This window comes from Actinocorallia herbida, from assembly GCF_003751225.1.
GTDB lineage: Bacteria > Actinomycetota > Actinomycetes > Streptosporangiales > Streptosporangiaceae > Actinocorallia > Actinocorallia herbida.
Genome location: NZ_RJKE01000001.1, coordinates 6075257 through 6095804, shown reverse-complemented (window position 1 = coordinate 6095804; position 20548 = coordinate 6075257). Strand labels below are relative to the sequence as shown.

Genomic DNA, 20548 nt, shown 5'->3' with positions numbered 1-20548 from the left:
AGCAGCGCGGATCTTCGCCCAGTGACCTGCTATTTTGAGTGTTGGGAACGTGCACCGCTGAGCGAAGCTCCCCTGCAGGTCTCCCGTGAGGGCAATCCCTGACCCTGCCCGCGAACGTGGCGCGTTTCACTCATCTGGAGAGCCCGGGAGCGGACAGGAGGGTCGAGGAGGCTCAGCTTGACGGCGCTGAGGCTGGAGTCCTCCTTCGCGGAAGGGCAGGCGACCTGGGCCGCCTCGGGCCGCAGCGAGGTGGTGAGGGCGACATCGTCGAACCCGAAGCGCGTGGCGAGATCGTCGTCTGCTGCGGTCTCCAGCCAGGCGACCCGCTCCAGGGTTAAGTCGCCGGAGACGAGGCGTTCCAAGGCTGATGGCAGCAGGTCCGGCGCGACCTCGACCAAGAATCCGAGGTTGCCGCGATTGACCCCGAGCGCTGGCACCTGGCGGTCGATCACCAGGCGCATGGCGCCATCGCCTCCCAGTGCGATGACCACGTCCACGCGGGCGAGGAAGTCGGTGTCCGGCACGGTCTCGATACTCTCCGGCATTCGGTGGCGGTCGACGTCCCGCACGAGCAGGCGGACCCGCGCTAGCGGCCGAACGCGAGGATCGTGCCGACTGAACCCCAGACCGGCGTCATTGGGTGCAGATCGACGCCCACTGTGCTTCCCCACAGCTCAGCCGCCATCCGCCCACCTTAGATCGCCGCACTCGCTGTGTCGGCCGCGGTATAGTTCGGCGCGTCGCCGGACGAAGGCGACTCTCTTGGATGCCCGAGGTCAGCGGCTGAAGCCGTCGAGGAGGGCGTTGACGCCCAGGGACCAGCGGCGGTCGATGGCGGTGGGGCTCGTGCCCAGCCGCTGGGCGGTCTCGGCGCCGGCCAGGCCCAGGGCCAGGGCGAGGACGACGTGGGCGACGTCGGTGGGGTCGCCGTGGATCCGGCCGGCGTCGACGCAGCGGGCGACGCGGTCGACGACGAAGCGGCGGACCGACGCGCCAGCCTCCACCTCGACGGGGCCGGGGTCGAAGTCGCTGAATGGCCGAGAGAACATCACCTCGGCGAGCACCGGATTGTCCTGGACGAAGGACCGGCACACGCCCACTGCCTCGATGAGGTCGGTACGGGGGTCGTCGGTGTCGACGAGGGCGCCCAGCCGTCGGCGGAGCAGGCGGAACCCGGCGAAGAACACCTCTCTGACCAGTCCGCTCTTGTCGCCGAACAGCTCGTAGACGGCGGGCGTGGACGTCTCGGCTGCACGGGCCACGCCGCGGGCGGTGAAGCCGCTGACGCCTTCGCGCACAAGGAGGTCGACTGCGGCCGCCAGGACGTGTTCGCGCAGCTCGGCGGTGCGCTGCTTGGGTCTGGGCACGAGCACGATCCTACCGGTTGCCTTGATTTAGTAACATCGTTACGTAACGACGTTACGATTAATGTCAGACGACCGCGCGAGCGAACCCGACCAGGAATGAGGACCGATGGACTTCACGCCGACAGAGTCCCAGCGAGCACTGATCGCGGAGGCAGAGAATGCCGCGGAACCGTGGCGGAACCAGGCGCTCCAGATTCGGCAGCACGGCCTGGACCACGGCGAGTACCGCCCGGATTTCTGGCGAGACTACTGCGCGGCGGGGACCATGGCCGCGCTCGTGCCTGCCGAGCACGGGGGTACCGAGAAGGGGCTTCTGGCCACCGCCTTCGCGATGGAAGCATTCGCCGTTCGCGGCCTGGCACCCACGCTGCCGGTCCTGACCCACGCCGCCGCACGGCTGATCACCGTAGCGGGCTCCGCGGACCTGAAGGCCCGCCACCTTCCTGGGATCGCCGACGGCTCCCTGCTGATCGGACTGGCGTTCACTGAGGCCGAGGCGGGACACAACTTCGCCCGGATGGCCACTTTCGCCGAGCGGGAAGGCGCCCACGTGCGGGTGAACGGCGCCAAGTCCTTTATCTCCGGCGTCGAGATCGCCGACCGCCTGCTCCTGGTCACCCGGTCGCTGACAGCCGAGCAGCGCGCCGAGCACGGGCTCCCGTCGATGGCGGGATTCACCGCGCTGCTCCTCGACCCGGGCGCCGCCGGGGTGACGCTCACCGAGCAGCGACTGGGCGGCCGCGAGGGACTGCGGCAGTGGCACGTGCGGCTCGACGACGTCCGGGTGCCCGCGTCTGACATCATCGGCCTCGAACATCAGGCGATCACCAGCCTGTTCGACGCCCTGAACATCGAGCGCATCCTGTTCACCGCGATCTCCCTCGGATCCGCGGCACACCTGCTCGAACTCGCCGTCGGCCGGGCCCGCTCCCGCACTGTCTTCGGCGACCGGCCCATCGGCTCCTACCAGGCTCTCCAGCACCCGCTCGCCAGGATCGAGGTGCAGTTGAACGCGGCAAGGCTCCTGGCGTACAAGGCCGCCGCGCTGTTCGACGCCGGAGTCGCCTCCGCCGAGGTCGGCGCCGCGGCGAACATGGCGAAGATCATGGCCGCCGACGTCACCTACGCGGCCGCAGACCAGACCCTCCAAACCTTCGGTGCGGAAGGCTGGGACAAGGAGCAGGGTTTGGTCGACCACTACCTGGACGCACGCCTGTTCCGCTCCACCCCCATATCTCAGGAACTCGCCCTCAACTTCGTCGCAGAACACGTCCTCGGCCTCCCCGTCCATCGGCGATCACCGTCGGCCGGGACGCCGTCCTCCTGAAGACCCACGGTGTCCTCCCCCCGCGGAGATAGGCGCGACCTCGGTGCCGAGCAGTTCGAGGGAGCCGCGGTTCATGCGGCGGGGAGACCGACGAGGTAGATCTGGTCCAGGGGCCTGCCGAGTCAGGCGCGCCCGGCGGGCGTCTTCGGCTGGAGGTACTCGCGGTAATAGAGGTACAGATCGCTGCGCTCCTGGATGTTGCCGCCTCCCACGCCCATCCACGGCGGCAACACCTCCTGTCCGATGGTGAGGCGGGACGGGCATGTGCGCATGGGAGGAGGGGACGGGTGAAATCGTCCTGGACGTGCGCGGGTTCGGGGGGCTGGCAGAAGCGAGACGACGCCGGGGCGAGAGGTCCTCGACCCGTGGCCGTCCTGAGGCGAGCTGCTGCTTGAGGATGCCGCCTTCGGCGAGGCCGTTACGCCCGCCCTCGCGCTCGGCCGAAGGCCTCGCCGCGGCTGGATTGAATTGTGCTTTTAGTGATCGCCTATTCGGCCGTCGGCAATGAGGTACATTGCGCTCTGCGCCATGTACCTCATTGCATAATCGGACACTTATCCCAGGTGGTTACCGGGCGAAGTAGTGAGGTCGGACACGTATATTTCACGTGTTCGTATCCTGGCAGAGTGAGGTTCCATATGGCGGTAAGTGCTTTTTCTCAGGAAGGCTCGTCGCTGCCTCTTGCCGGCGTCCGGGTGGTGGACATGGCCGAGGGAAAAGCGGAGATGTGCGGGCGCTACCTCGCCGATCTCGGCGCTGAGGTCATCCGGGTAGAGCCCCCAGGAGGCGCAGCATCACGCTTCCGCGAACCCGTGGTGAACGGTGTGAGCCTCTACTTCGCCACGCGAAACGCAGGAAAGCGTGGAATTGTCCTCGACTTGGAGAAGGTCGATGACCGCGCGCGGCTGCTGCGACTTTTGGAGACCGCCGACATCTTCCTGGAGACCGAGCGGCCGGGGGCGCTGGACGAGTTGGGTCTGGGTGCGCGGACTCTGCGGGAGAGCCTGCCGAGCCTCGTCGTCGTCTCGATCAGCGACTTCGGGCAGACGGGCCCCTACCGGGACTGGGTGGCGACCAACTGGACGCACCTTGCGATGGGCGGTGTCCTGTCCCGTTCCGGGATGCCGGGCAGGCCGCCGCTGATGCCGCCCGGCGGGCTGGCCTACGAGTCTGCCGCGGTGCAGGCCGCGTGGGCCGCCCTGCTCGCCTACACGAACCGGCTGGACACCGGAAGGGGGGACCACGTCGACTGCTCGGTCTACGAGATGACGGCGCAGTCCCTCGATCCCGGTTTCGGCATCGGCGGCTCGGCGACGGGCGGGCGGCCGCCCTACGAAGGACCCCGCGGGCGCCCTCGTCCCGGCCTGCTCTACCCGATCTTCCCCTGCGCGGACGGCCATGTGCGGATCTGCCTGCTCTCCAAGAGGCAGTGGCGAGGGATGTTCGGCTGGCTTGGTGAGCCCGCGGAGTTCGCCGATCCGGAGTTCGACAAGCTCCACGTGCGGTTCAAGGCCGCGGAACGTCTGTACGGGCTTATCGGACGGTTCTTCGCCGAGCGGGGCAAGGAGGAACTCCTCGCGGACGGTCAGCGCCTCGGCGTGCCCATCGCGGCGCTGCTGACGCCGGCGGACGTCCTGCAGAGCGAGCACTTCCTCGCGCGCGGCGGGCTCGCCGACGCGGAGATCGCACCGGGCCTGCGCGGTCGCGTCCCCACGGGATACGCGGAGATCAACGGGGTACGCGCCGGGTTCCGGCACCGTGCCCCCTCGGTAGGAGAGCACACCGCCGAGGTACTCACCGGAGAGGCACCTGCGGACGAAGCGTCCTCCGCCTCTGCCTGGATTCCCGCCGGCACCGAGCGGCGACGGCCGCTGGAGGGACTGCGGGTTCTGGACCTCGGGGTGATCGTGGTGGGCGCCGAACTGGGCCGGCTGTTCGCCGACCAGGGCGCCGAGGTCATCAAGGTGGAGAACAAGGCGTTCCCCGATGGCAGCAGGCAGTCGACGTCGGGTGCGGAGATCAGTCCGTCCTTCGCCTGGGGCCATCGCAACAAGGTGAGCCTGGGGCTCAACCTGCGCTCTTCCGAGGGCGTCGAGCTCTTCAAGCGGCTGGTCGCGGAGTCCGACGTCGTCCTGTCGAACTTCAAGCCGGGGACGCTGGAGTCTCTCGGGCTCGGGTACGAGGTGCTGAAGCAGGTCAATCCGCGTCTCGTCATGGCCGACAGCAGCGCGCTGGGTTCAAGCGGTCCGTGGAGCCGCCGGATGGGATACGGCCCGCTCGTCCGGGCGTCCGCCGGCCTGACAGGTCTCTGGCGCGACCTCGGCGTGGATAACGGGTTCTGTGACGGGGTCACCATCTACCCCGACCACATCGCCGGGAGAGTGGGGGCGGTCGCCGTCCTCGCGCTGCTGATCGCCCGCCGCCGGTCGGACCGGGGCGGCACGGTGAGCGTGTCGCAGGCCGAGACGATCCTCACCCAGATGTCCGACGACTTCCTGCGCGAGTCGCTGGAGCCCGGCTCGTTCCGGCCCCGGGGGAACACCGGTGAGTGGGACGCGCCGCAGGGCGTCTACGCATGCGCGGGAGATGACGAGTGGTGCGCCGTGACGGTGCGGGACGACGCAGACTGGCGTGCGCTCTGCTCCGCCATCGAACGGCCCGACCTGCTCGAGGACGTGCGTCTCGCAGGATCCGCCGGACGGGTGGCGCACCGCGCGCTGGTCGATGAGGCCCTCGGCTCCTGGACCGCTGCCCGCCCGCCCCGTGCGGTGATGACCGGGCTGCAGGCGGCGGGCGTGCCCGCGGGCATGATGCAGCGCGTCGTGGAGTACCTCGACGATCCGCAGTTGCGGGCCCGGGACTTCTTCCGCGAGCTCGACCAGCCGGGGCTCGCCGCACCGCTGCCCACCGAGAACGCGCCCGCCACCTTCCAGGGGCTGGCCGATCCCGAGCTGCGTCCCGCGCCCCGGATGGGGGAGCACACCCGGGAGGTCTGCGCCAAGGTCCTCGGCCTTTCCGACGCCGAGATCGAGTCCCTGCTCGCCTCCGGCGTGCTGGAAGAGCCCGCATGACCGGACGCACGCGGAGGACGGAATCCCGCGAGGAACAGTACGCCTGCGAACGACAGTTTAAGGAGGGGAGACCATGAGCGAGGAAGCGGCGCTGGTGGAACGGCGCGGCCATGTCATGGTGATCACGTTCAACCGGCCGGAGGCGCGTAACGCCGTCGACCTGGCGCTCACGCGCATCGTGGGAACGGCGCTGGACGAGGCCGACACCGACGCGGAGATCCGCGCCGTCGTGCTGACCGGAGCCGGTGACCGGGCCTTCTGCGCGGGCGCCGACCTCAAGGCGGTGGCGCGGGGCGAGTTCAGGAGCGAGGGGCTCCCGGCGCACTGGGGTTTCGCCGGGTGCGTCAAGCACCCGCTGGCCAAACCCGTGATCGCGGCCGTCAACGGCTTCGCGCTCGGTGGCGGCACCGAGATCGCGCTATGGGCCGATCTCGTCGTCGCGGCGGAGACCGCCTCCTTCGGCCTGCCGGAGGTCAAACGCGGCATCATCGCCGGTGCCGGAGGCGCGTTCCGGCTCGCGGCCCAGCTGCCGCGCAAGGTCGCCATGGAACTGGTCCTGACCGGCGAGCCGATCGACGCGCCGACCGCCCTGCGGCTCGGCCTGGTCAACCGGGTCGTCGCACAGGAGAAGGTTCTGACCGAAGCGCTCGCGCTGGCCGAGGCGATCAGCGTGAACGCGCCTCTGGCCGTCCAGGCGTCCAAGCGGATCGCGCGCGGGATCAGCGGCGGCGACGTCGCGGCCGAGGCCGCGGCCTGGGAGCTGACCGCGGTGGAGACCGCGCAGATCATGCGGTCGCGCGACGCCAAGGAGGGTCCGCGGGCCTTCGCGGAGAAGCGCGCTCCGGTGTGGGAGGCCCGATGACGAGCGGAGGAGCGAGGATGAACAGGTCACCGGCGATCGTCGGTCTCGGCATCACGGAGATGGGCAAGGTCTACGGGCGCAGCGCCTCGGACTTCGCGGCGGAGGCGGTCCGTCTGGCCGCCGCGGACGCGGGCGTGGGCCTGCACGAGGTGGACGGCCTGCTGACGAACGCGGGGATCGGCGGCGACATCGGCATCGGGCTCCAGCGCGACCTCGGGCTGCACGACCTGCGGGTGCTGTCGTCCGTCCAGTCGTTCGGGGCGTCCGCGGGCGCGATGGTCCAGTACGCGTCCATGGCGGTGGCGTCCGGCATGGCCGACGTGATCGCCTGCGTGTTCGCCGACGCACCGCTGAAAGAGAAGGTCGCCGGAGGCGCGGCCTACGCGGCGACGTCGCGGACGCCCAGGGGCTGGCGGGGCCTGACGGCCGCTTCGGGCATGCTGGGCGCCAACCCCCAGTACGCGCTGGCCGCCCGCAGGCACATGGAGACGTACGGGACGACGAGCGAGCAGTTCGGTGCGATCGCGGTCGCGCAGCGGGCGTGGGCGGCCAGGAATTCGCTCGCCCAGATGCGGGAGCCGATCACCCTCGCCGACCACCAGGCGTCCCGGTGGATCACCGAGCCGTTCCATCTGCTGGACTGCTGCCTCGTGAGCAATGGGGGCGTTGCGGTCATCGTCACTTCGGCCGACCGCGCGGCGGAGCTGCGGCAGCCGCCCGTGCACGTGCTCGGCTGGGCGCAGGCCCACCCCGGCTACGTCATGGGCCGCGACAGCCGGTTCGGGCTGGTCAGCGGTGCCGCCCAGGCGGGCCCGGCGGCCCTGAAGATGGCCGGCGTCACGCTGGCCGACATCGACGTGGTCGAGCTGTACGACTGCTACACCTACACGGTCCTGGTCTCCCTGGAGGACTACGGCTTCTGCGCCAAGGGGGAGGGCGGCGCGTTCGTCGAAAGCGGAGTGCTCGGCCCGGAGGGGTCACTCGCCGTCAACACGGGTGGAGGACAGCTGTCCTCCTATTACATGTGGGGGATGACACCGCTATCCGAGGCCGTCATTCAGGCCAGGGGACAGGGCGGGGAGCGCCAGGCGCGGCGCAACGATCTGGTCCTGGTCAGCGGGAACGGCGGCATCCTCGACCACCACTCGACCCTCGTCCTCAGCCCACGAGCACACTAGGAGCACAGCGATGACCGTTGGAATCGTGCACCGGGACGCCCAGACCGCGGAGTTCTTCGACGCGGCGGCGCGCGGGGAACTGCTCATCCGCCGCTGCGGTGCCTGCGGTGCCTTCAACGCCCCGCAGGTCCTGGCCTGCGAGCACTGCCAGTCGGACCGGCAGGCCTGGGCCGTGGCGGCGGGCACCGGGACCGTCGTGTCGTGGACCGTGGTGCACGGCCGGGCCCGTGGTGACGCACCGCCCTCCCGCACATCCGTGGCGATCGTCGAGCTGGACGAGGGGCCGTGGCTGCACGCCCGCCTCACCGGACTGGAGCCGGAGGCGATCACCGCGGGCCTGAAGGTGGCGGTCGCGTTCGAGCGGCCCGAGGGCGGCGAGCCCGTCCCGACCTTCCGTCCCCGCTGAGCTGAGAAGGAACGACCATGACCGTAGATCACACAGCCGCCCCGACGTCCGCGGACGTCTCCGAAGTAGAGCTCGTCGCGCTGCTGGACGCGCAGCGGTCGGCCTTCCTCGAGGAGGGGCCGCCGAGCGTACGGGTCCGCCTCGACCGCGTCGACCGGCTGGTACGGGCGGTGCTGACCCACGCCGACGACCTCGTCGCGGCGCTGAACGCGGACTTCGGCAACCGGCCTGAGGCGGCCAGCCTCAGCGCCGACATCCTCGGCTTCCTGCCGTCGGTCTCCGAGATCCGCCGGGACCTGGAGGAGTGGGCGGCGGACGAGCCGGTCCCGGGCTCCGCGGAGCGGGGGACCCCCACCTTCGTCCAGAAGCGTCCCAAGGGCGTCGTGGGGGTGATCGGGCCGTGGAACTTCCCGATCGCGCTCGTGGTGCAGCCCGCTCTCGAGGCGCTAGCCGCGGGCAACCGGGTGATGATCAAGTTCTCTGACGTCCCCGCCCGCACCGCCGCGGTGTTCGCGCGGGCCGTCGCCGAACATCTCGCTCCCGAGGAGGTCACCGTCGTCGAAGGCGGCCTGCGCACCGCGGTCGCCTTCTCCTCGCTCGCGTTCGACCACCTGTTCTTCACCGGCTCGCCGGCGGTCGGCAGGCGCGTCGCGGCCGCCGCCGGGGCTAACCTCGTCCCGGTCACCCTCGAACTGGGCGGGAAGAACCCGGTCGTCGTCGCGTCGGATGCCGATGTCGACACCGCCGCGGAGCGGATCGCGGCGAGCCGGATGATGAACGGCGGGCAGCTGTGCCTATGCCCGGACTACGTGTTCGTCCCGCGGTCCGCGGTGGACGACTTCGTCGCCGCGTACCAAAGGCATATGGCTCGCTATTTCCCGACCTACCGCGACAATCCCGAGGTCACGACGATCGTCAACGACGCCAACTACGCGCGCGTCGCGCACCTCATCGACGACGCGGTCGCCCGAGGGGCGCGGGCCGTCACGGCGGTCTCCGACACCGGCCGCGACAGTGCGGGCAGGCGGATTCCGCCCACGCTGCTCCTCGGCGTGACCGACGACATGGAGGTGGCGCACGAGGAGGTCTTCGGGCCCGTCATCTCGGTGCTGCCCTACGACGACCCGCGCGAAGCGATCGCCTACGTCAACGCCCGTCCGCATCCGCTGGCGGCCTACTGGTACGGCGAGGACACGCCGGAGTTCCGCGAGTTCCTGCGCCTGACGACCTCGGGTGGAGTGACCCGCAACGACATGGCGCTGCACTTTGGGGTCGAAGGAGTCCCCTTCGGAGGCGTCGGCCAGAGCGGGATGGGCGCCTACCACGGCAGGGCGGGGTTCGAGACGTTCACCCACCGGCGCGCCGTCACAGCCAACGCCCTCGGGTTCGGCGTGGCGCCGAGGAGCGTGCCGCCCTTCAGCGGCGCGGCGGTCGCGGCGATGAAGGAGAGGATCGCCGCGGCGCTGGACGGCTGAGGCGGGTCAGAGTGCCAGCGGCGGCCGGTTCTCCGGGGAGCCGAGAGCGGAGACGATCCTCTCGACGACGGAGCCGGCCGCCTCGGCGCCGTCCGCCGGCGGCGCCCATGCGACGCCCACCTCGAGCCGCAGCGCGGGCTCGTCGAGGGGGACCAGCGCGACGCGCGTGCTGTCGAAGATCCGCCGGCTCAGCGAGCTCATCGAGACCACCGTGACATCACGGGAGCGACCGACGAGGGCGGCGAGCTGGACCACGTCGCTGTGCGGGAGCTCCCGGAGCCGCGTGGCTCCGGCCTCGACCAGGTGGCGGCGGAACTCCGCCATGGCGAGCGGCTGGACCTTGGAGGAGCCCACCAGGATCCGGCGCTCGGCGACGTCCTCGATCTTGAGGGTCGGACGTCGGGCGAGCTCGTCATCGTTGCGCAGGGCGATGCCGAAGCGGTACTCGGCCAGCCGGATCGAGGCCAGGCGGGCGTCGCCAAGGGGGAGGTGCACCACGGCCAGGTCGAGCTTGCGGTCCGCCAGCAGGCGGAGCAGCACGGCCGAGGGCTCCAGGGTGATCTCGGGCTCCGACTCTGAGTCGACCTCGTGTGCCGTCTCCAGGACCAGGTCCAGGACCTGGGGCGGCGCCAGCGGCGTCGCACCGATCCGGAGCGGCTCGGGGAGCGGAGGTGCCAGGGCGGGGCCGAGGCGCCGCAGGGCCTCGAAGCGCTCCAGCAGCTGACGGGCCGGTTCGAGGAACCGCCGTCCGAACGCGGTGAGTTCCACCTGGTGGTAGCGGCGGTCGAAGAGATCGGTGCCGAGTTCCTTCTCCAGGTCGCGGATGTGGCGGCTGAGCGGCGAGGGCGTGATGTGGAGCCGCTCCGCCGCCCTGCCGAAGTGCAGCTCCTCGGCCACGGCCACGAAGGAGCGCACGTGCTGGATGTCCATCGTCGCTCAGCGTACCCATGTCGATTCAACGGGTGGCGTCGCCGGCGCGGAAGGGACGTGCTCCATCGAACCTCCCGGGTCGCGGCGGCTATTGAGGATGTTCTTCCTTGAAATCCAAGATCTGCAGGTGGAGGTCCCACAACGGCGCGTCGAGGATGGCACGGCCGAGGTCAACGACTTCGGCGCCGGCGGATCGGACGTCGCCGAGCATCCCGGAGGTGACTCCTCCGGCGAAGGCCAGAACGAGGTCGCCGCGCAGGCCGGCTTCCGTGAGCGCATGGTGGACGTCCGCGAGCATTCGCAGCTCGCCGGTGTCGACCATGACGATCCCGGCCCCGGCACAGGCGGCGTCCAAGGCCTCGGCCACCGAGGCGACCTGGACCGCGACCGGACCGTGGTCCAGGAGGACCGCCGAGTGCACCGCGGCCTTCGGGCCGCCGAGCAGGCCGACGACGTTCTTGTCGACGTAGACGAAGTCGCCGTCCACGAGCCGGGGGGTCACGCCGCCCGCGGCGAGGCCCTCGCGCAGCAGGGGCTTGAGCGGCGCGGGAAGCTTCTTCCAGCCGCCGCACGCTATGCGGAGGCCGTCCGGGCACGCCCGCCTCAGCTCGGCGCAGCGCCGTGCGACACCACCCGCGTAGCCCAGGGGACCGAGCACCCGGTCCTCCGCGGCGGCGAGTTCGGCGGCCGTCCCGACGATCTCCACCAGGGCTCCGCCGGAGGGAATGGACTCGCCTTCCTCCACCAGCACCCGCCATCGCCCTGCGGCCGTTTCGCCGAGGTCCTGGTCGAGCCGGCCGAGTCCGGCGGCGATGCCGGGCTCGGTGGCCGTTACCAGCGCGCGGTGGGTACCCGGAATGTCCTGGAGCAGTTCCTGCGTCAGGTTGCGGAAACGCGGAGGGGCGGTCATCTGTGGTCGTGCTCCTTCTTCATGGACATCCGGGTGCGGAGGATGCCGCGGAGCCTCTCGGCGATGGCTTCGGCGAGCCGCGGTGCGGGCCAGCCGCGGTCCAGGCCCGGGATCAGGACCTCCATGGCGGCCCGGACCTCGTCGTTCGGGCCGGGAAGGCAGACGATGCGGCTGCCCTCGTACTCCGCGACCGCGATGCGGACCCCGTCGCGGACGTGACGGCCGTGGCCGGGCTCGAAGTGGCACAGGTAGGGAGTCGCCGCCTCCGGGTCGAGGAGCAGGGCCGCGTCGACGGTGCGGTCCTTGTCCTCCGCGCCGACCCCTCCCGTGGTCACCACGAGCCCGTGGCCCCGGTGGACGGCCGCCCTGATCGCGCCCGCGATGAGGACGGTGTCGTCGCGCAGCGCGCCGCCGAACTCCGGCAGGAAGCCGGAGGCCTCCAGAAATCCGGTGATCGTCTCCCTGTTGGTGTCGCGGATCTCACCGGCGACGACCTCGCCGCCGGTGGAGAAGATGACGGCTCGGCGGCTGACCCTGGCCGCGATCTGCTCGGCGATCCGTTCGGCGGACCGGAGGGTCTCCTCCATCCGGCCGTCGGCCGCTATCCAGCCGAGGATCCCGTTGGACGCGACGCGCGCGTTCTCGCCTAGGCGCACCCCGCTGATCGAGCCGAGCCGGGTCAGCAGCGCGTCCTGCCGGTCGAGGAGCTGATGCGGGTAGAGGGTCGGCCGCAGGATATCGAATGTCAGCACCCGGTCCAGGTAGTCGGTGACCAGGACCTCCTCCCGCGCCATGTCGAGGACCTCGGCGGCGGCGTCGGCCAGCTCTGACAGGTCGGCGCCGTCGAGGTGGACGTCGGTGATCCGCAGCTCCTTCTTGTCCAGAAGGTCGTAGGAGGCGCTCACTGCAGATCCAGAGGGTCGATACCGCGTTGTTTGAGCCACATGGGGAGAAGCTCCTCTTCCACCTGCCTGTCGACCGCGGGCGCCAGGTCGATCAGATGGCGGGCCATGGACGGGCTGACATTGAGCGCACCGTACGTCCCGTCGAAGACGATGATCTTGTCGGTTCCGCCGCGTTCGACCGCGGTCTCGACCGCCTGGAAGAGGTCGTCCGCCTCAGTCGCATGGTCCAGGAACATCGGGTTGCTGAAATCGTGCCGCATGGCGTCGGCCATCTCGCGGTTGGCGATGATCAGCGGATACAGCATGGCCATGCTGGTGAAGTTCAGCCCGATGAGCGCCTGGTTGAGCACGATCGCCTTGATCGATCTGCTGAAGCCGGCGGCGACCGCCTTCTCGACGGCAACATCGGCGTCCGGCCGGTCGAGGTCGAACCAGTCCACGGCGTTGTAGAAGAGATGACCGAAGATCATGCCTCCGGCGTGGATGTAGTACGGCCACTTTCCTCCGTCGACGACCGCGACGCACTCCTCCACGGCTCGCAGGAGCGTCAGCATCTTCCCGTAGGAGCGGAGGATGTTGGCGATCATCCGGTCGCCGAGGGACCGCAGGTCGTTGTCGGCGTCGACGGCCAGCACTCCGTCGGGAGAGGTCACGAGCGTCGTGCTGAAGGCGAGCTTGGACCGCACGAACTCCGAGTCCGCGATGGCGCGGCCGATGAAGTTGCCGCTGCGCGGTCCCATCGTGATGTGGAAGATCGAGCGCGTCTCCATCCGGGCGTAGGACATCCCGAACGGTTTGGTGATGCGGTCGATCGCGCGGTGCACGTAGACCTCGCGAGGGTCGTCGTAGTGCGCGTGGATGATCCACTTGGCGTCGTAGACCTTGCGCAGCCCGTAGAGGGTGCCCATCGCGGTCTCGATCGCGACCCCCTGGTCCAGCGGTGTCGCACCGCGGACGCGGCCCTCGAAGCGCCGGTCGAGTTCGTAGTACTCGATCAGCTCCTCCGGTTCCTTCGCGCCCAGCCACGCGATCACGACCAGCCGCACCTTCCGGCAGCCGGTCCTGCGTTCGATCTCGTCCTTGATCGCGGTGAGCATCTCGGCGTACGCGTGGCCGCCGAGCATCCCGAACCCGTGCTCGGAGCAGAGCAGGTTCACCGTGTCGTTCTCGCCGATCATGGCCATGTCGACGGAGGCGAGCACGGCCTCCGTCGAGCGGCGGATGGCGGAGACGTCCGGACCTCCGTGGTAGGCGGCGGCGGGGATGTCGGGGAAGAGGTCGCGGACCTGGAGGGAGACCAGACCCGGGATGTCCTTTCCGCGGTCGGCCTGGGGAGGCGGCCCGTAGACCGTCGGCATGACCTCGGGGGGTTCCGCGACGGGGGCGAACGACGGGTTTGCGCTCACGGGGTGCTCCTCGCTTCTCCGCTCCGGGCCGCCCCTTCAGGGGACGCTCCGGAGGATTGCCGTTTGGCGCGGGCCGCGGCCTGCTCGCGGCGCAGGGCGAACAGGGGGTAGGCGTCGGCCGCCGCCTCGTCGATGTCGAGCAGGATCTGCGCGGAGTCGTACCGCCGCACCTTGGATCCGCTCGGGTCCACCTCGTCGCCGGTGCGGGCACGCAGCACCCTGCGCATGGGGACACCGCAGTAGAGCAGGCAGCCGGAGGCCGCCCCGGTCGCCAGGGCCAGTTCCTCAAAGGTCGAGGCGCCGTTCAGCGCCGCGGCGGCGAGTTCCTTGACCTTGGTCGAGCTGCAGAGGCACGCCATCTGGTCAGGGTCCAGGCCGGCTGCCTCGCAGAGGGCGTTCAGCTCGGCCGGATCCACGGATCTGGGGCTCGTGCGCACCTTGCGCGGCACCTCGCGCTCGGCGATCAGCATGGCGTCGTCGTCGCACACGTCGACGCAGCGGAAACAGGCGATGCACTTGTCGTTGTCGACGACCGCGATCTCTTCCTTGCGCGGACCAACCATGGTGATGGCCGCGGTCGGACAGGCGCGTTCGCAGCGGTAGCAGCCGGTGCAGTTGGCATCGACGATCTTGATCTCTTGCCTGACGATTTTCATGGGCCGTCCCAAGCCTGTGGAGGTGCGAGCAATGTAACGGTCATTTACATTGGGGGTCAACGGCGGGCAGGATGGCTTCATGGGGAATGACTCAGTGGCAAGGGCGAAGATCCCGGATGCCCGGCGCTACCATCACGGCGCCCTCGTTCAAGCGATGCACCAGGCCGTGCTCGACGTGATCGCCGAGCACGGGCTCGGCGCGGTGACGATGGCGGAGTGCACTCGGAGGGCCGGAGTGACCGGCGCGGCCCCTTACCGGCACTTCAACGGTCTCGACGACCTGCTGCTCTCGACGGCGCATTCGAGCTACGAGAACTGGAACGCACGCCGAGGGCAGCGCTCGATCGACCTGGACCGGCCACAAGACGCGCTGAACGACCTGATCGTGGACTTCTTCGACTTCGCCAGAGACGAGCCCGGCGCTTTCCTGCTCATCTTCGACAGCGGGTTGCAGCGCCACTCAGCGCTGATCGATCGATGGAGCCGCGAGGGATACGACCAGTTCGTGCAGATCATCTCCGCGATCAGCGGAGCGCCCGTCGAGGAGTGTCACATTCCGGCGCTCGGCGTCATCGCGGTCGTCTTCGGCCACGCCAAGATGGCGCTGGCGGGGTTCTCCCGGGTCTCCGTCGAGAAGGCGGCCGAGCTGTCCATCGCCGCGATCGAGCTGCTCCTGGACGGATTCGGGAGGCGGTACCGATGAGCCCTGCCACGGAGGAGGAGTTCGTCCAGCTCCGGCTGGATCATCATCGGGGTGTCCGGACCGGGGTGGCGGAAGCGGTGTACGCGCCGGGAAAGACCCCCGGTCAGTGCGCCGAGGCCGTGCACGGCCTGCTGCACGGACCGGGTACGGGGCCGGTGATCCTCACCCGGGCCGACCGGGAACAGGCGGAGGCCACACTGAGCCGGAATCCGGGTGGGATGTCGGTGCAGACCGGACCCGACACCGCCGTGCTCACCTGGCGGACGTCTCCCGCCCGCGCAGAACGGGTCCCCGTGCTCACGGCGGGCACAGCCGATCTGCCGACGGCCCGAGAGTGCGAGGCCGTGCTGTCGGCCTACGGGGTCCGTCCCGATCTCGTCTGCGACGTTGGAGTGGCCGGCCTGCACCGGATCCTCGCCGAGGCCGACCGGTTGCGCGACGCCGACCTCGTCCTGGTCGCTGCGGGAATGGAGGGAGCCCTCGCCAGTGTGGTGGCCGGGATGACCGACGCCCCCGTGATCGCGATCCCCACCAGCCCCGGCTACGGGGCCTCCCTGGAAGGCGTGACCGCGCTGCTCGCCATGCACGCCTCCTGCAGCCCGGGGATCACCGTGGTCGGCATCGACAACGGATTCGGAGCGGCGTGCGCGGCGGTGCGCATCCTCAATCTCGGTGCCAGAACCCGCGGCACGACCGAGACCATCACCGGGAGCGGAACATGAACGCACTCACCCATGGCGAAGACTTCCCGCAGGAGGATCTCCGGCGTCGCATCGACCGGCTCGCCGGGCTTCTGCTGGACGCGGACTCGCTGCTGGTCGCGTTCTCCGGGGGCGCCGATTCGGCCTTCCTGCTGGCGGCGGCCGTGCGCACGCTCGGTGCGGGGCGGGTGGCCGCGGCGACCGCCGTGAGCCCCTCGCTTCCGGCCGAAGAGCTGGAAGACGCCCGGCGGTTCGCCGCGGACCTGGGAGTCCGGCATTTCGCCCCGCGCACCCAGGAACTCAGGCGTCCCGGATACGTGCGCAATGACACGGACAGATGCTTTCACTGCAAGGCCGAACTGCTGGACGTCCTCACGCCGCTCGCCGGGGAACTCGGGCTCGCCGCCGTGGCGACGGGAACGAACGCCGATGACGCGCTGGACCCGTTCCGGCCGGGGATCCGTGCCGCCGCCGCTCGCGGGGCGGTGACCCCCCTGCGTGATGCCGGGCTGACCAAGGCCCAGGTCCGCGCGGCTTCCGGGGAGTGGGGCCTCAGGACCGCGGACAAGCCGGCCGCCGCCTGCCTGTCCAGCCGTGTCGCCTACGGCCTCCCGATCACGCCCGCGAGGCTGTCGAGGGTGGGCGCCGCCGAGCGATCGTTGCGCCAGGCCTTGGCGGAGGCGGGCGTTCCCGTCCGCAACCTGCGGGTCCGCGATCTCGGCGACATCGCCCGGGTCGAGGTCGACGCGGAACGGATCCAGGCCGTGGAGGCAGCCGGCGTCCTGCGCGCCGTCACCGGCTTCGAGCACGTCGAGCTGGACCGGCGGGGGTTCCGCAGCGGTTCCCTCAACGAGGGTCGGACCGCGGTGGAGGCGGGATGAGCGTGGGAAGGACCGCCTGGCTCGATGCCACCGGCGGCATCAGCGGCGATATGCTCCTGGGCGCCTGCGTCGACGCTGGCCTGAAGCCCGCCTTCCTCGAACACGTGGTGGAGGCGTTGCGGCTACCCGAAAAGATCACGATCCGAGCGCGGGAGACGCGACGGGCGGGAATGCGCGCCACCCAGGTCAGCGTGGGCACCGAGGACGGGCGGCATGAACGCAGGCTGAGCGACCTTCTCGAGATCCTCGCTCGCGCGGACCTTGACGAGGAGACGCGCGCTCGGTCCGGTGAGGTGTTCTCGGCCCTCGCGGTCGCGGAAGGCCGCGTGCACGGCCTGCCCGCAGACCAGGTGCACTTCCACGAGGTGGGCGCCCTCGACACGCTCGTCGATGTCGTGGGCACGGTCGCCGGGCTGCGGGAACTCGGTGTCGACCGGCTGTACTGCAGCCCGATCGGTCTCGGCGGCGGCCGTGCCGCCACCGAGCACGGCGTGATCCCCATACCGGGGCCGGCGGTGCTGGAGCTGCTCCGCTCGGCGGGCGCCCCCTGCTCCGGCGGTCCGGTCGAGTCGGAGCTGGCGACTCCGACCGGTGTCGCCCTCGCAGTCACCCTCGCGCACTCCTTCGGGCCCATGCCCGTGATGGCCCCTCAGTTCACCGGGGTGGGCGCCGGTGGCCGCGACCACGCGGGCCACCCGAACGTGACCCGCCTCATCATCGGCGCGGAGCCCGGTCCGCAGGGCCCCGCCGGTCAGCACGGCGGAGGCGTGCTGCTGGAGGCCAACGTCGACGACCAGGACCCGCGGCTGTGGCCGCCGACGCTCGCGGCGCTCCTGGACGCCGGTGCCGCGGACGCCTGGCTGACCCCGATCCTGATGAAGAAGGGGCGGCCCGCGCACACCCTCTCGATCCTCTGCGAAGAGAGTCGTACCCCTGCGGTTCTGAGGGTCCTCTTCACGCACACCACCACGATCGGCGTGCGCCGACACGTGGTCGCCAAGACCGCCCTCGCGCGCGAGGAGGTCCGTCTCTCGGTCCTCGGCGGGCAGGTACGAGCGAAGATCGCCTCGCTGGAGGGCGAGGTCGTCAACGTTTCGGTGGAGTACGAGGACGTCGTGGCCACCGCCCGGACCACCGGGCTGCCGCCCAAGCAGGTCCTGGACCTCGCGCGAGCCGAGTGCGCGGATCTTTATCCCGGGTGTCCTGCCTGACGCCCTTCCGCTGCCCGGACAGCCCGAACAGCCCTTGAGAAGGAAGTGCGCCCATGACGGAGGCGATCGATCGACTCGTCGCGATGCTGGACCTGAAGCCGGTGGACCGCGACGTCTACAGCGGTGAGAGCCCGGCTGACCCGGTGCAGCGGCTCTACGGCGGACAGGTCGTGGCCCAGGCGTTGCGCGCGGCATCGGGCACGGTGCCCTCCGACCGCCTTCCCCATTCGCTCCACGGCTACTTCCTGAGTCCGGGTCGCCCGCTCGTCTCGGTGACCTACCGGGTGGATCGGATCCGGGACGGGCGGTCCTTCTCGCACCGGAGAGTGACCGCCTGCCAGGAGGATCGTGAACTGTTCACGACGAGCGTCTCGTTCCACGTACCGGAGGTTGGCTTCGCGCACGAAGACCCTCTTCCGGACGTGCAGGGACCGGAAGCCCTGGTTCCGCTGGAGGAGGAGCTGCGCGATCGGCTCGGGGACGCCGTGCCGCCGCTGTCGCGTTCTGAGGCCTTCGATCTCAGGTACACTGAGCCGCTGCGGTGGTCGCCTCAGGACGTCGAGCCGCTGCCCGGCCGTAGCAGGCTGTGGATCAGGGCGAGAGGAGTGCTTCCCGACGACGAGGTCCTGCACCGATGCCTGTTCGCCTATGTCAGCGACCTGGCCTCGCTGGACGCCGTCCGCCGTCCGCACACGCCGCTCTGGGGGCCGACCAGGTTCACGGTGACGAGCCTCGACCACTCCCTCTGGTTCCACCGGTCCGTGCGCGTCGATGAGTGGCTGCTGATAGACCAGCACTCACCGGTGGCGGGAGAGGGTCGCGGGCTGGCCTCCAGCAAGGTGTTCACTGCCGACGGAACCGTCGTGGCCGGTATCGCCCAGGAGGGACTGTTCCGCTAAGGCCGGGCGGCCCGGATCCGGTCATCACCGGTTCCTTCGCGCCTGCCGGTTCCGCCGGAGGATCTCCCGGGTGTCGAGTTCCTCGTCTCCTGGGAACCGCGGAGCCTGCACGCCGAACGCGGTGGACAGCTCCTCCCACCGCTCCCGCGCGAGCTCGACCACCGGAGGATGGGTGAGGATGTAGAAATCCCCGCGGAGGATTCCCTCCACCGCCCGTCGGCCGACCGCGTCTGCGTCCATTCCCGCGGCCAGGACAGGGTTCGGTTCGGCCGAGCCCAGCCGGGTCGCCACCATGCCCGGGCACAGCACGCTGACACCGATGAACTCGGGCAGTTCCCTGCGCAGCACGTCCGAAAGGCCGAGCACGGCATGCTTGCTGGCCGTGTAGGCCGCGGCGCCCGTGTGGGGGATGCCGAGGCTGTTCTCCGAGCCGGTGTTGAGGATGTGCGCCGGGGTCCCCTGTTCGATGAAACGCCGCCCGAAGACCGAGCACCCCTGCCAAACCCCGACGACGTTCACGTCCAGGACCCGGCGCACCTCCTGCTCGGCGAGATCGACGAGACGCCCCACGGGAGGCAGGACACCCGCGTTGTTCACCATGACGTCCACCCGGCCGAAGGCCTGCCAGGAGTGTTCCGCCAGGGCCTCGACCGCGGCGCGCTCGCGCACGTCGCACTCGACGGCCAGTGTGCGCACACCGATCCTGCCGAGCTCGCCTGCCGTGATCTCGGCGGCACTGCGGTCGACGTCGGCCACCACCACGTGCGCACCGGCCTGGGCGAGTGCCCGGCCGATGCCCGCACCGATGCCGTTCGCACCTCCGGTCACCACGGCCACCTTGTCATCCAGACGCTCCATGGGCATGCTCCTCTCTAAGGTCATGATAGGCAACCTAGTGAGCTATGTCGCCCTCTTGCTTTTATCTGGTCGCCGGTTTCCGGCGGCCGTGCGTCGAGAGCAGGCGCGCCGGCGTCAGTCCGGGAGGGCGGCGCGTGTCATGGAAGCGGCGAGGACGAAGTCGACGATCGGGGTGACGTGCTCGGCGACCTCGTGGCGGGCCTGTTCGCGCTGGTCCTGGGTCATCGACAGGGCGTGCATGAGGACGGCTCCGTAGAGGGCCTCGGTAAAGGATCGCGTGTGGATGCCGGAGGGTAGCTCGCCGCGGTCGATCGCGCGCTGGACCATGCGCTCGGCACCGTCGCGGTGCATGGCGACGATCTTCTCGTGAAAGCGGGCGAAGGTCGCCGGCTCGGTGGAGGCGTCAACTTCGATGCGCAGCGTCACCCATCCGGCGGGGTACAGGAAGTGCTCTAGGAGGGCCGATGCCAGTGCCCGGGTGTCGCCGTGCAGGGAGCCCGTGTCGGTGGCGACCAGGGGCTGGGTGTGGGCCTCGATGGCGTCGAAGAGCAGGTGGTCCTTGGTGGGCCAGCGGCGGTAGAGGGCGGCCTTGCCGACCCTGGCCTGACGTGCGACGGCGTCCAGGGTGAACGCCGCCCAGCCGGTGCGGGCGTACACGTCGAGCGCGGCGGCCAGTACCCGAGGGGTGAGATCGGGGTCGCGCGGACGACCGGGCCCCGTCGTGCCGTCGCCCACCTTCCACCCTCCCCGAGATCGCACACCGAGTATGCCCCATCTATTGCAGACGCAAATCGTCCGTATT

General features: G+C 70.2%; 21 protein-coding genes. 11 read left to right on the top strand and 10 right to left on the bottom strand.

What is annotated here, in order from left to right:
* Positions 1–29: 29 nt before the first annotated feature.
* Together EDD29_RS27655 and EDD29_RS27650 are read right to left on the bottom strand one after the other, a co-directional pair.
* Complete coding sequence (locus tag EDD29_RS27655; protein ID WP_246053058.1) at positions 30–524, bottom strand: NAD(+)/NADH kinase; 495 nt, start codon at positions 522–524, stop codon at positions 30–32.
* Positions 525–776: 252 nt separating this feature from the next.
* Entirely contained in the window at positions 777–1367 is a 591-nt protein-coding gene (locus EDD29_RS27650; RefSeq protein ID WP_123667190.1) for a TetR/AcrR family transcriptional regulator, read from the bottom strand.
* A gap of 106 nt (positions 1368–1473) precedes the next feature.
* Between EDD29_RS27650 and EDD29_RS27645 the strand changes: the two genes are divergently transcribed.
* Positions 1474–2694: an acyl-CoA dehydrogenase family protein gene (locus EDD29_RS27645; protein WP_123667189.1), complete on the top strand. Its 1221-nt coding sequence runs from the start codon at positions 1474–1476 to the stop codon at positions 2692–2694.
* 122 nt (positions 2695–2816) lie between these two features.
* Here EDD29_RS27645 and EDD29_RS45770 read toward each other — a convergent pair whose 3' ends face one another.
* Positions 2817–2966 (bottom strand): hypothetical protein, encoded by a 150-nt coding sequence (locus tag EDD29_RS45770; protein ID WP_170201609.1) that lies wholly within the window; start codon positions 2964–2966, stop codon positions 2817–2819.
* A 366-nt stretch (positions 2967–3332) separates the two neighbouring features.
* Between EDD29_RS45770 and EDD29_RS27640 the strand changes: the two genes are divergently transcribed.
* The 5 genes from EDD29_RS27640 (at position 3333) to EDD29_RS27620 (ending at position 9686) form a co-directional block, all read left to right on the top strand.
* On the top strand, positions 3333–5765 hold the full coding sequence (locus tag EDD29_RS27640; protein ID WP_123667188.1) for a CaiB/BaiF CoA transferase family protein: 2433 nt from the start codon (positions 3333–3335) through the stop codon (positions 5763–5765).
* 73 nt (positions 5766–5838) lie between these two features.
* On the top strand, positions 5839–6627 hold the full coding sequence (locus EDD29_RS27635; protein WP_123667187.1) for a crotonase/enoyl-CoA hydratase family protein: 789 nt from the start codon (positions 5839–5841) through the stop codon (positions 6625–6627).
* A 17-nt stretch (positions 6628–6644) separates the two neighbouring features.
* Positions 6645–7805, top strand: coding sequence for a thiolase family protein (locus EDD29_RS27630; RefSeq protein WP_123667186.1), 1161 nt, complete (start codon positions 6645–6647; stop codon positions 7803–7805).
* Between the two features lie 10 nt (positions 7806–7815).
* Positions 7816–8211, top strand: a complete 396-nt coding sequence (locus EDD29_RS27625; RefSeq protein WP_123667185.1) for a Zn-ribbon domain-containing OB-fold protein — start codon at positions 7816–7818, stop codon at positions 8209–8211.
* A gap of 17 nt (positions 8212–8228) precedes the next feature.
* Positions 8229–9686, top strand: coding sequence for an aldehyde dehydrogenase family protein (locus tag EDD29_RS27620; protein ID WP_123667184.1), 1458 nt, complete (start codon positions 8229–8231; stop codon positions 9684–9686).
* A 6-nt stretch (positions 9687–9692) separates the two neighbouring features.
* Here EDD29_RS27620 and EDD29_RS27615 read toward each other — a convergent pair whose 3' ends face one another.
* From EDD29_RS27615 to EDD29_RS27595, 5 genes are all read right to left on the bottom strand, one after another.
* Entirely contained in the window at positions 9693–10616 is a 924-nt protein-coding gene (locus tag EDD29_RS27615; protein WP_123667183.1) for a LysR family transcriptional regulator, read from the bottom strand.
* A gap of 88 nt (positions 10617–10704) precedes the next feature.
* The gene (locus EDD29_RS27610; RefSeq protein WP_123667182.1) at positions 10705–11526 is read right to left on the bottom strand and encodes a beta/alpha barrel domain-containing protein; all 822 of its coding nucleotides are present in this window, start codon (positions 11524–11526) and stop codon (positions 10705–10707) included.
* Entirely contained in the window at positions 11523–12431 is a 909-nt protein-coding gene (locus EDD29_RS27605; protein WP_123667181.1) for a molybdopterin-binding protein, read from the bottom strand. Before EDD29_RS27605 ends, EDD29_RS27610 begins: the two co-directional genes overlap by 4 nt.
* On the bottom strand, positions 12428–13837 hold the full coding sequence (locus tag EDD29_RS27600; RefSeq protein ID WP_123667180.1) for a hypothetical protein: 1410 nt from the start codon (positions 13835–13837) through the stop codon (positions 12428–12430). The genes EDD29_RS27605 and EDD29_RS27600 overlap by 4 nt, the downstream gene beginning before the upstream one ends.
* On the bottom strand, positions 13834–14493 hold the full coding sequence (locus EDD29_RS27595; RefSeq protein ID WP_170201608.1) for a 4Fe-4S dicluster domain-containing protein: 660 nt from the start codon (positions 14491–14493) through the stop codon (positions 13834–13836). Before EDD29_RS27595 ends, EDD29_RS27600 begins: the two co-directional genes overlap by 4 nt.
* A gap of 154 nt (positions 14494–14647) precedes the next feature.
* Here EDD29_RS27595 and EDD29_RS27590 point away from each other — a divergent pair, with 154 nt between their 5' ends.
* From EDD29_RS27590 to EDD29_RS27570, 5 genes are read left to right on the top strand one after another with little or no spacing between them, the layout of a single operon-like run.
* Positions 14648–15196, top strand: a complete 549-nt coding sequence (locus tag EDD29_RS27590; RefSeq protein ID WP_170201607.1) for a TetR/AcrR family transcriptional regulator — start codon at positions 14648–14650, stop codon at positions 15194–15196.
* Positions 15193–15918, top strand: a complete 726-nt coding sequence (gene larB, locus EDD29_RS27585) for a nickel pincer cofactor biosynthesis protein LarB (protein WP_123667177.1) — start codon at positions 15193–15195, stop codon at positions 15916–15918. Before EDD29_RS27590 ends, larB begins: the two co-directional genes overlap by 4 nt.
* On the top strand, positions 15915–16778 hold the full coding sequence (gene larE, locus EDD29_RS27580; protein ID WP_123667176.1) for an ATP-dependent sacrificial sulfur transferase LarE: 864 nt from the start codon (positions 15915–15917) through the stop codon (positions 16776–16778). Before larB ends, larE begins: the two co-directional genes overlap by 4 nt.
* Positions 16775–17989, top strand: coding sequence for a nickel pincer cofactor biosynthesis protein LarC (gene larC / locus EDD29_RS27575; protein ID WP_123667175.1), 1215 nt, complete (start codon positions 16775–16777; stop codon positions 17987–17989). The genes larE and larC overlap by 4 nt, the downstream gene beginning before the upstream one ends.
* Positions 17990–18042: 53 nt before the next feature.
* On the top strand, positions 18043–18888 hold the full coding sequence (locus EDD29_RS27570) for an acyl-CoA thioesterase (protein ID WP_123667174.1): 846 nt from the start codon (positions 18043–18045) through the stop codon (positions 18886–18888).
* 24 nt (positions 18889–18912) lie between these two features.
* Here EDD29_RS27570 and EDD29_RS27565 read toward each other — a convergent pair whose 3' ends face one another.
* Together EDD29_RS27565 and EDD29_RS27560 are read right to left on the bottom strand one after the other, a co-directional pair.
* Positions 18913–19746, bottom strand: a complete 834-nt coding sequence (locus tag EDD29_RS27565) for an SDR family NAD(P)-dependent oxidoreductase (RefSeq protein WP_170201606.1) — start codon at positions 19744–19746, stop codon at positions 18913–18915.
* Positions 19747–19860: 114 nt separating this feature from the next.
* The gene (locus EDD29_RS27560; RefSeq protein WP_246053055.1) at positions 19861–20481 is read right to left on the bottom strand and encodes a TetR/AcrR family transcriptional regulator; all 621 of its coding nucleotides are present in this window, start codon (positions 20479–20481) and stop codon (positions 19861–19863) included.
* Between the last annotated feature and the right edge of the window lie 67 nt (positions 20482–20548).

What these genes read in the sequence shown, in the direction of transcription:
- EDD29_RS27645 (WP_123667189.1), top strand. Translation starts at nt 1,474, where the DNA reads ATGGACTTCACGCCGACAGAGTCCCAGCGAGCACTGATCGCGGAGGCA.
- EDD29_RS45770 (WP_170201609.1), bottom strand. Translation starts at nt 2,966, where the DNA reads ATGCGCACATGCCCGTCCCGCCTCACCATCGGACAGGAGGTGTTGCCG.
- EDD29_RS27640 (WP_123667188.1), top strand. Translation starts at nt 3,333, where the DNA reads ATGGCGGTAAGTGCTTTTTCTCAGGAAGGCTCGTCGCTGCCTCTTGCC.
- EDD29_RS27635 (WP_123667187.1), top strand. Translation starts at nt 5,839, where the DNA reads ATGAGCGAGGAAGCGGCGCTGGTGGAACGGCGCGGCCATGTCATGGTG.
- EDD29_RS27630 (WP_123667186.1), top strand. Translation starts at nt 6,645, where the DNA reads ATGAACAGGTCACCGGCGATCGTCGGTCTCGGCATCACGGAGATGGGC.
- EDD29_RS27625 (WP_123667185.1), top strand. Translation starts at nt 7,816, where the DNA reads ATGACCGTTGGAATCGTGCACCGGGACGCCCAGACCGCGGAGTTCTTC.
- EDD29_RS27620 (WP_123667184.1), top strand. Translation starts at nt 8,229, where the DNA reads ATGACCGTAGATCACACAGCCGCCCCGACGTCCGCGGACGTCTCCGAA.
- EDD29_RS27615 (WP_123667183.1), bottom strand. Translation starts at nt 10,616, where the DNA reads ATGGACATCCAGCACGTGCGCTCCTTCGTGGCCGTGGCCGAGGAGCTG.
- EDD29_RS27610 (WP_123667182.1), bottom strand. Translation starts at nt 11,526, where the DNA reads ATGACCGCCCCTCCGCGTTTCCGCAACCTGACGCAGGAACTGCTCCAG.
- EDD29_RS27595 (WP_170201608.1), bottom strand. Translation starts at nt 14,493, where the DNA reads ATGAAAATCGTCAGGCAAGAGATCAAGATCGTCGATGCCAACTGCACC.
- EDD29_RS27590 (WP_170201607.1), top strand. Translation starts at nt 14,648, where the DNA reads ATGCACCAGGCCGTGCTCGACGTGATCGCCGAGCACGGGCTCGGCGCG.
- larB (WP_123667177.1), top strand. Translation starts at nt 15,193, where the DNA reads ATGAGCCCTGCCACGGAGGAGGAGTTCGTCCAGCTCCGGCTGGATCAT.
- larE (WP_123667176.1), top strand. Translation starts at nt 15,915, where the DNA reads ATGAACGCACTCACCCATGGCGAAGACTTCCCGCAGGAGGATCTCCGG.
- larC (WP_123667175.1), top strand. Translation starts at nt 16,775, where the DNA reads ATGAGCGTGGGAAGGACCGCCTGGCTCGATGCCACCGGCGGCATCAGC.
- EDD29_RS27570 (WP_123667174.1), top strand. Translation starts at nt 18,043, where the DNA reads ATGACGGAGGCGATCGATCGACTCGTCGCGATGCTGGACCTGAAGCCG.
- EDD29_RS27565 (WP_170201606.1), bottom strand. Translation starts at nt 19,746, where the DNA reads ATGGAGCGTCTGGATGACAAGGTGGCCGTGGTGACCGGAGGTGCGAAC.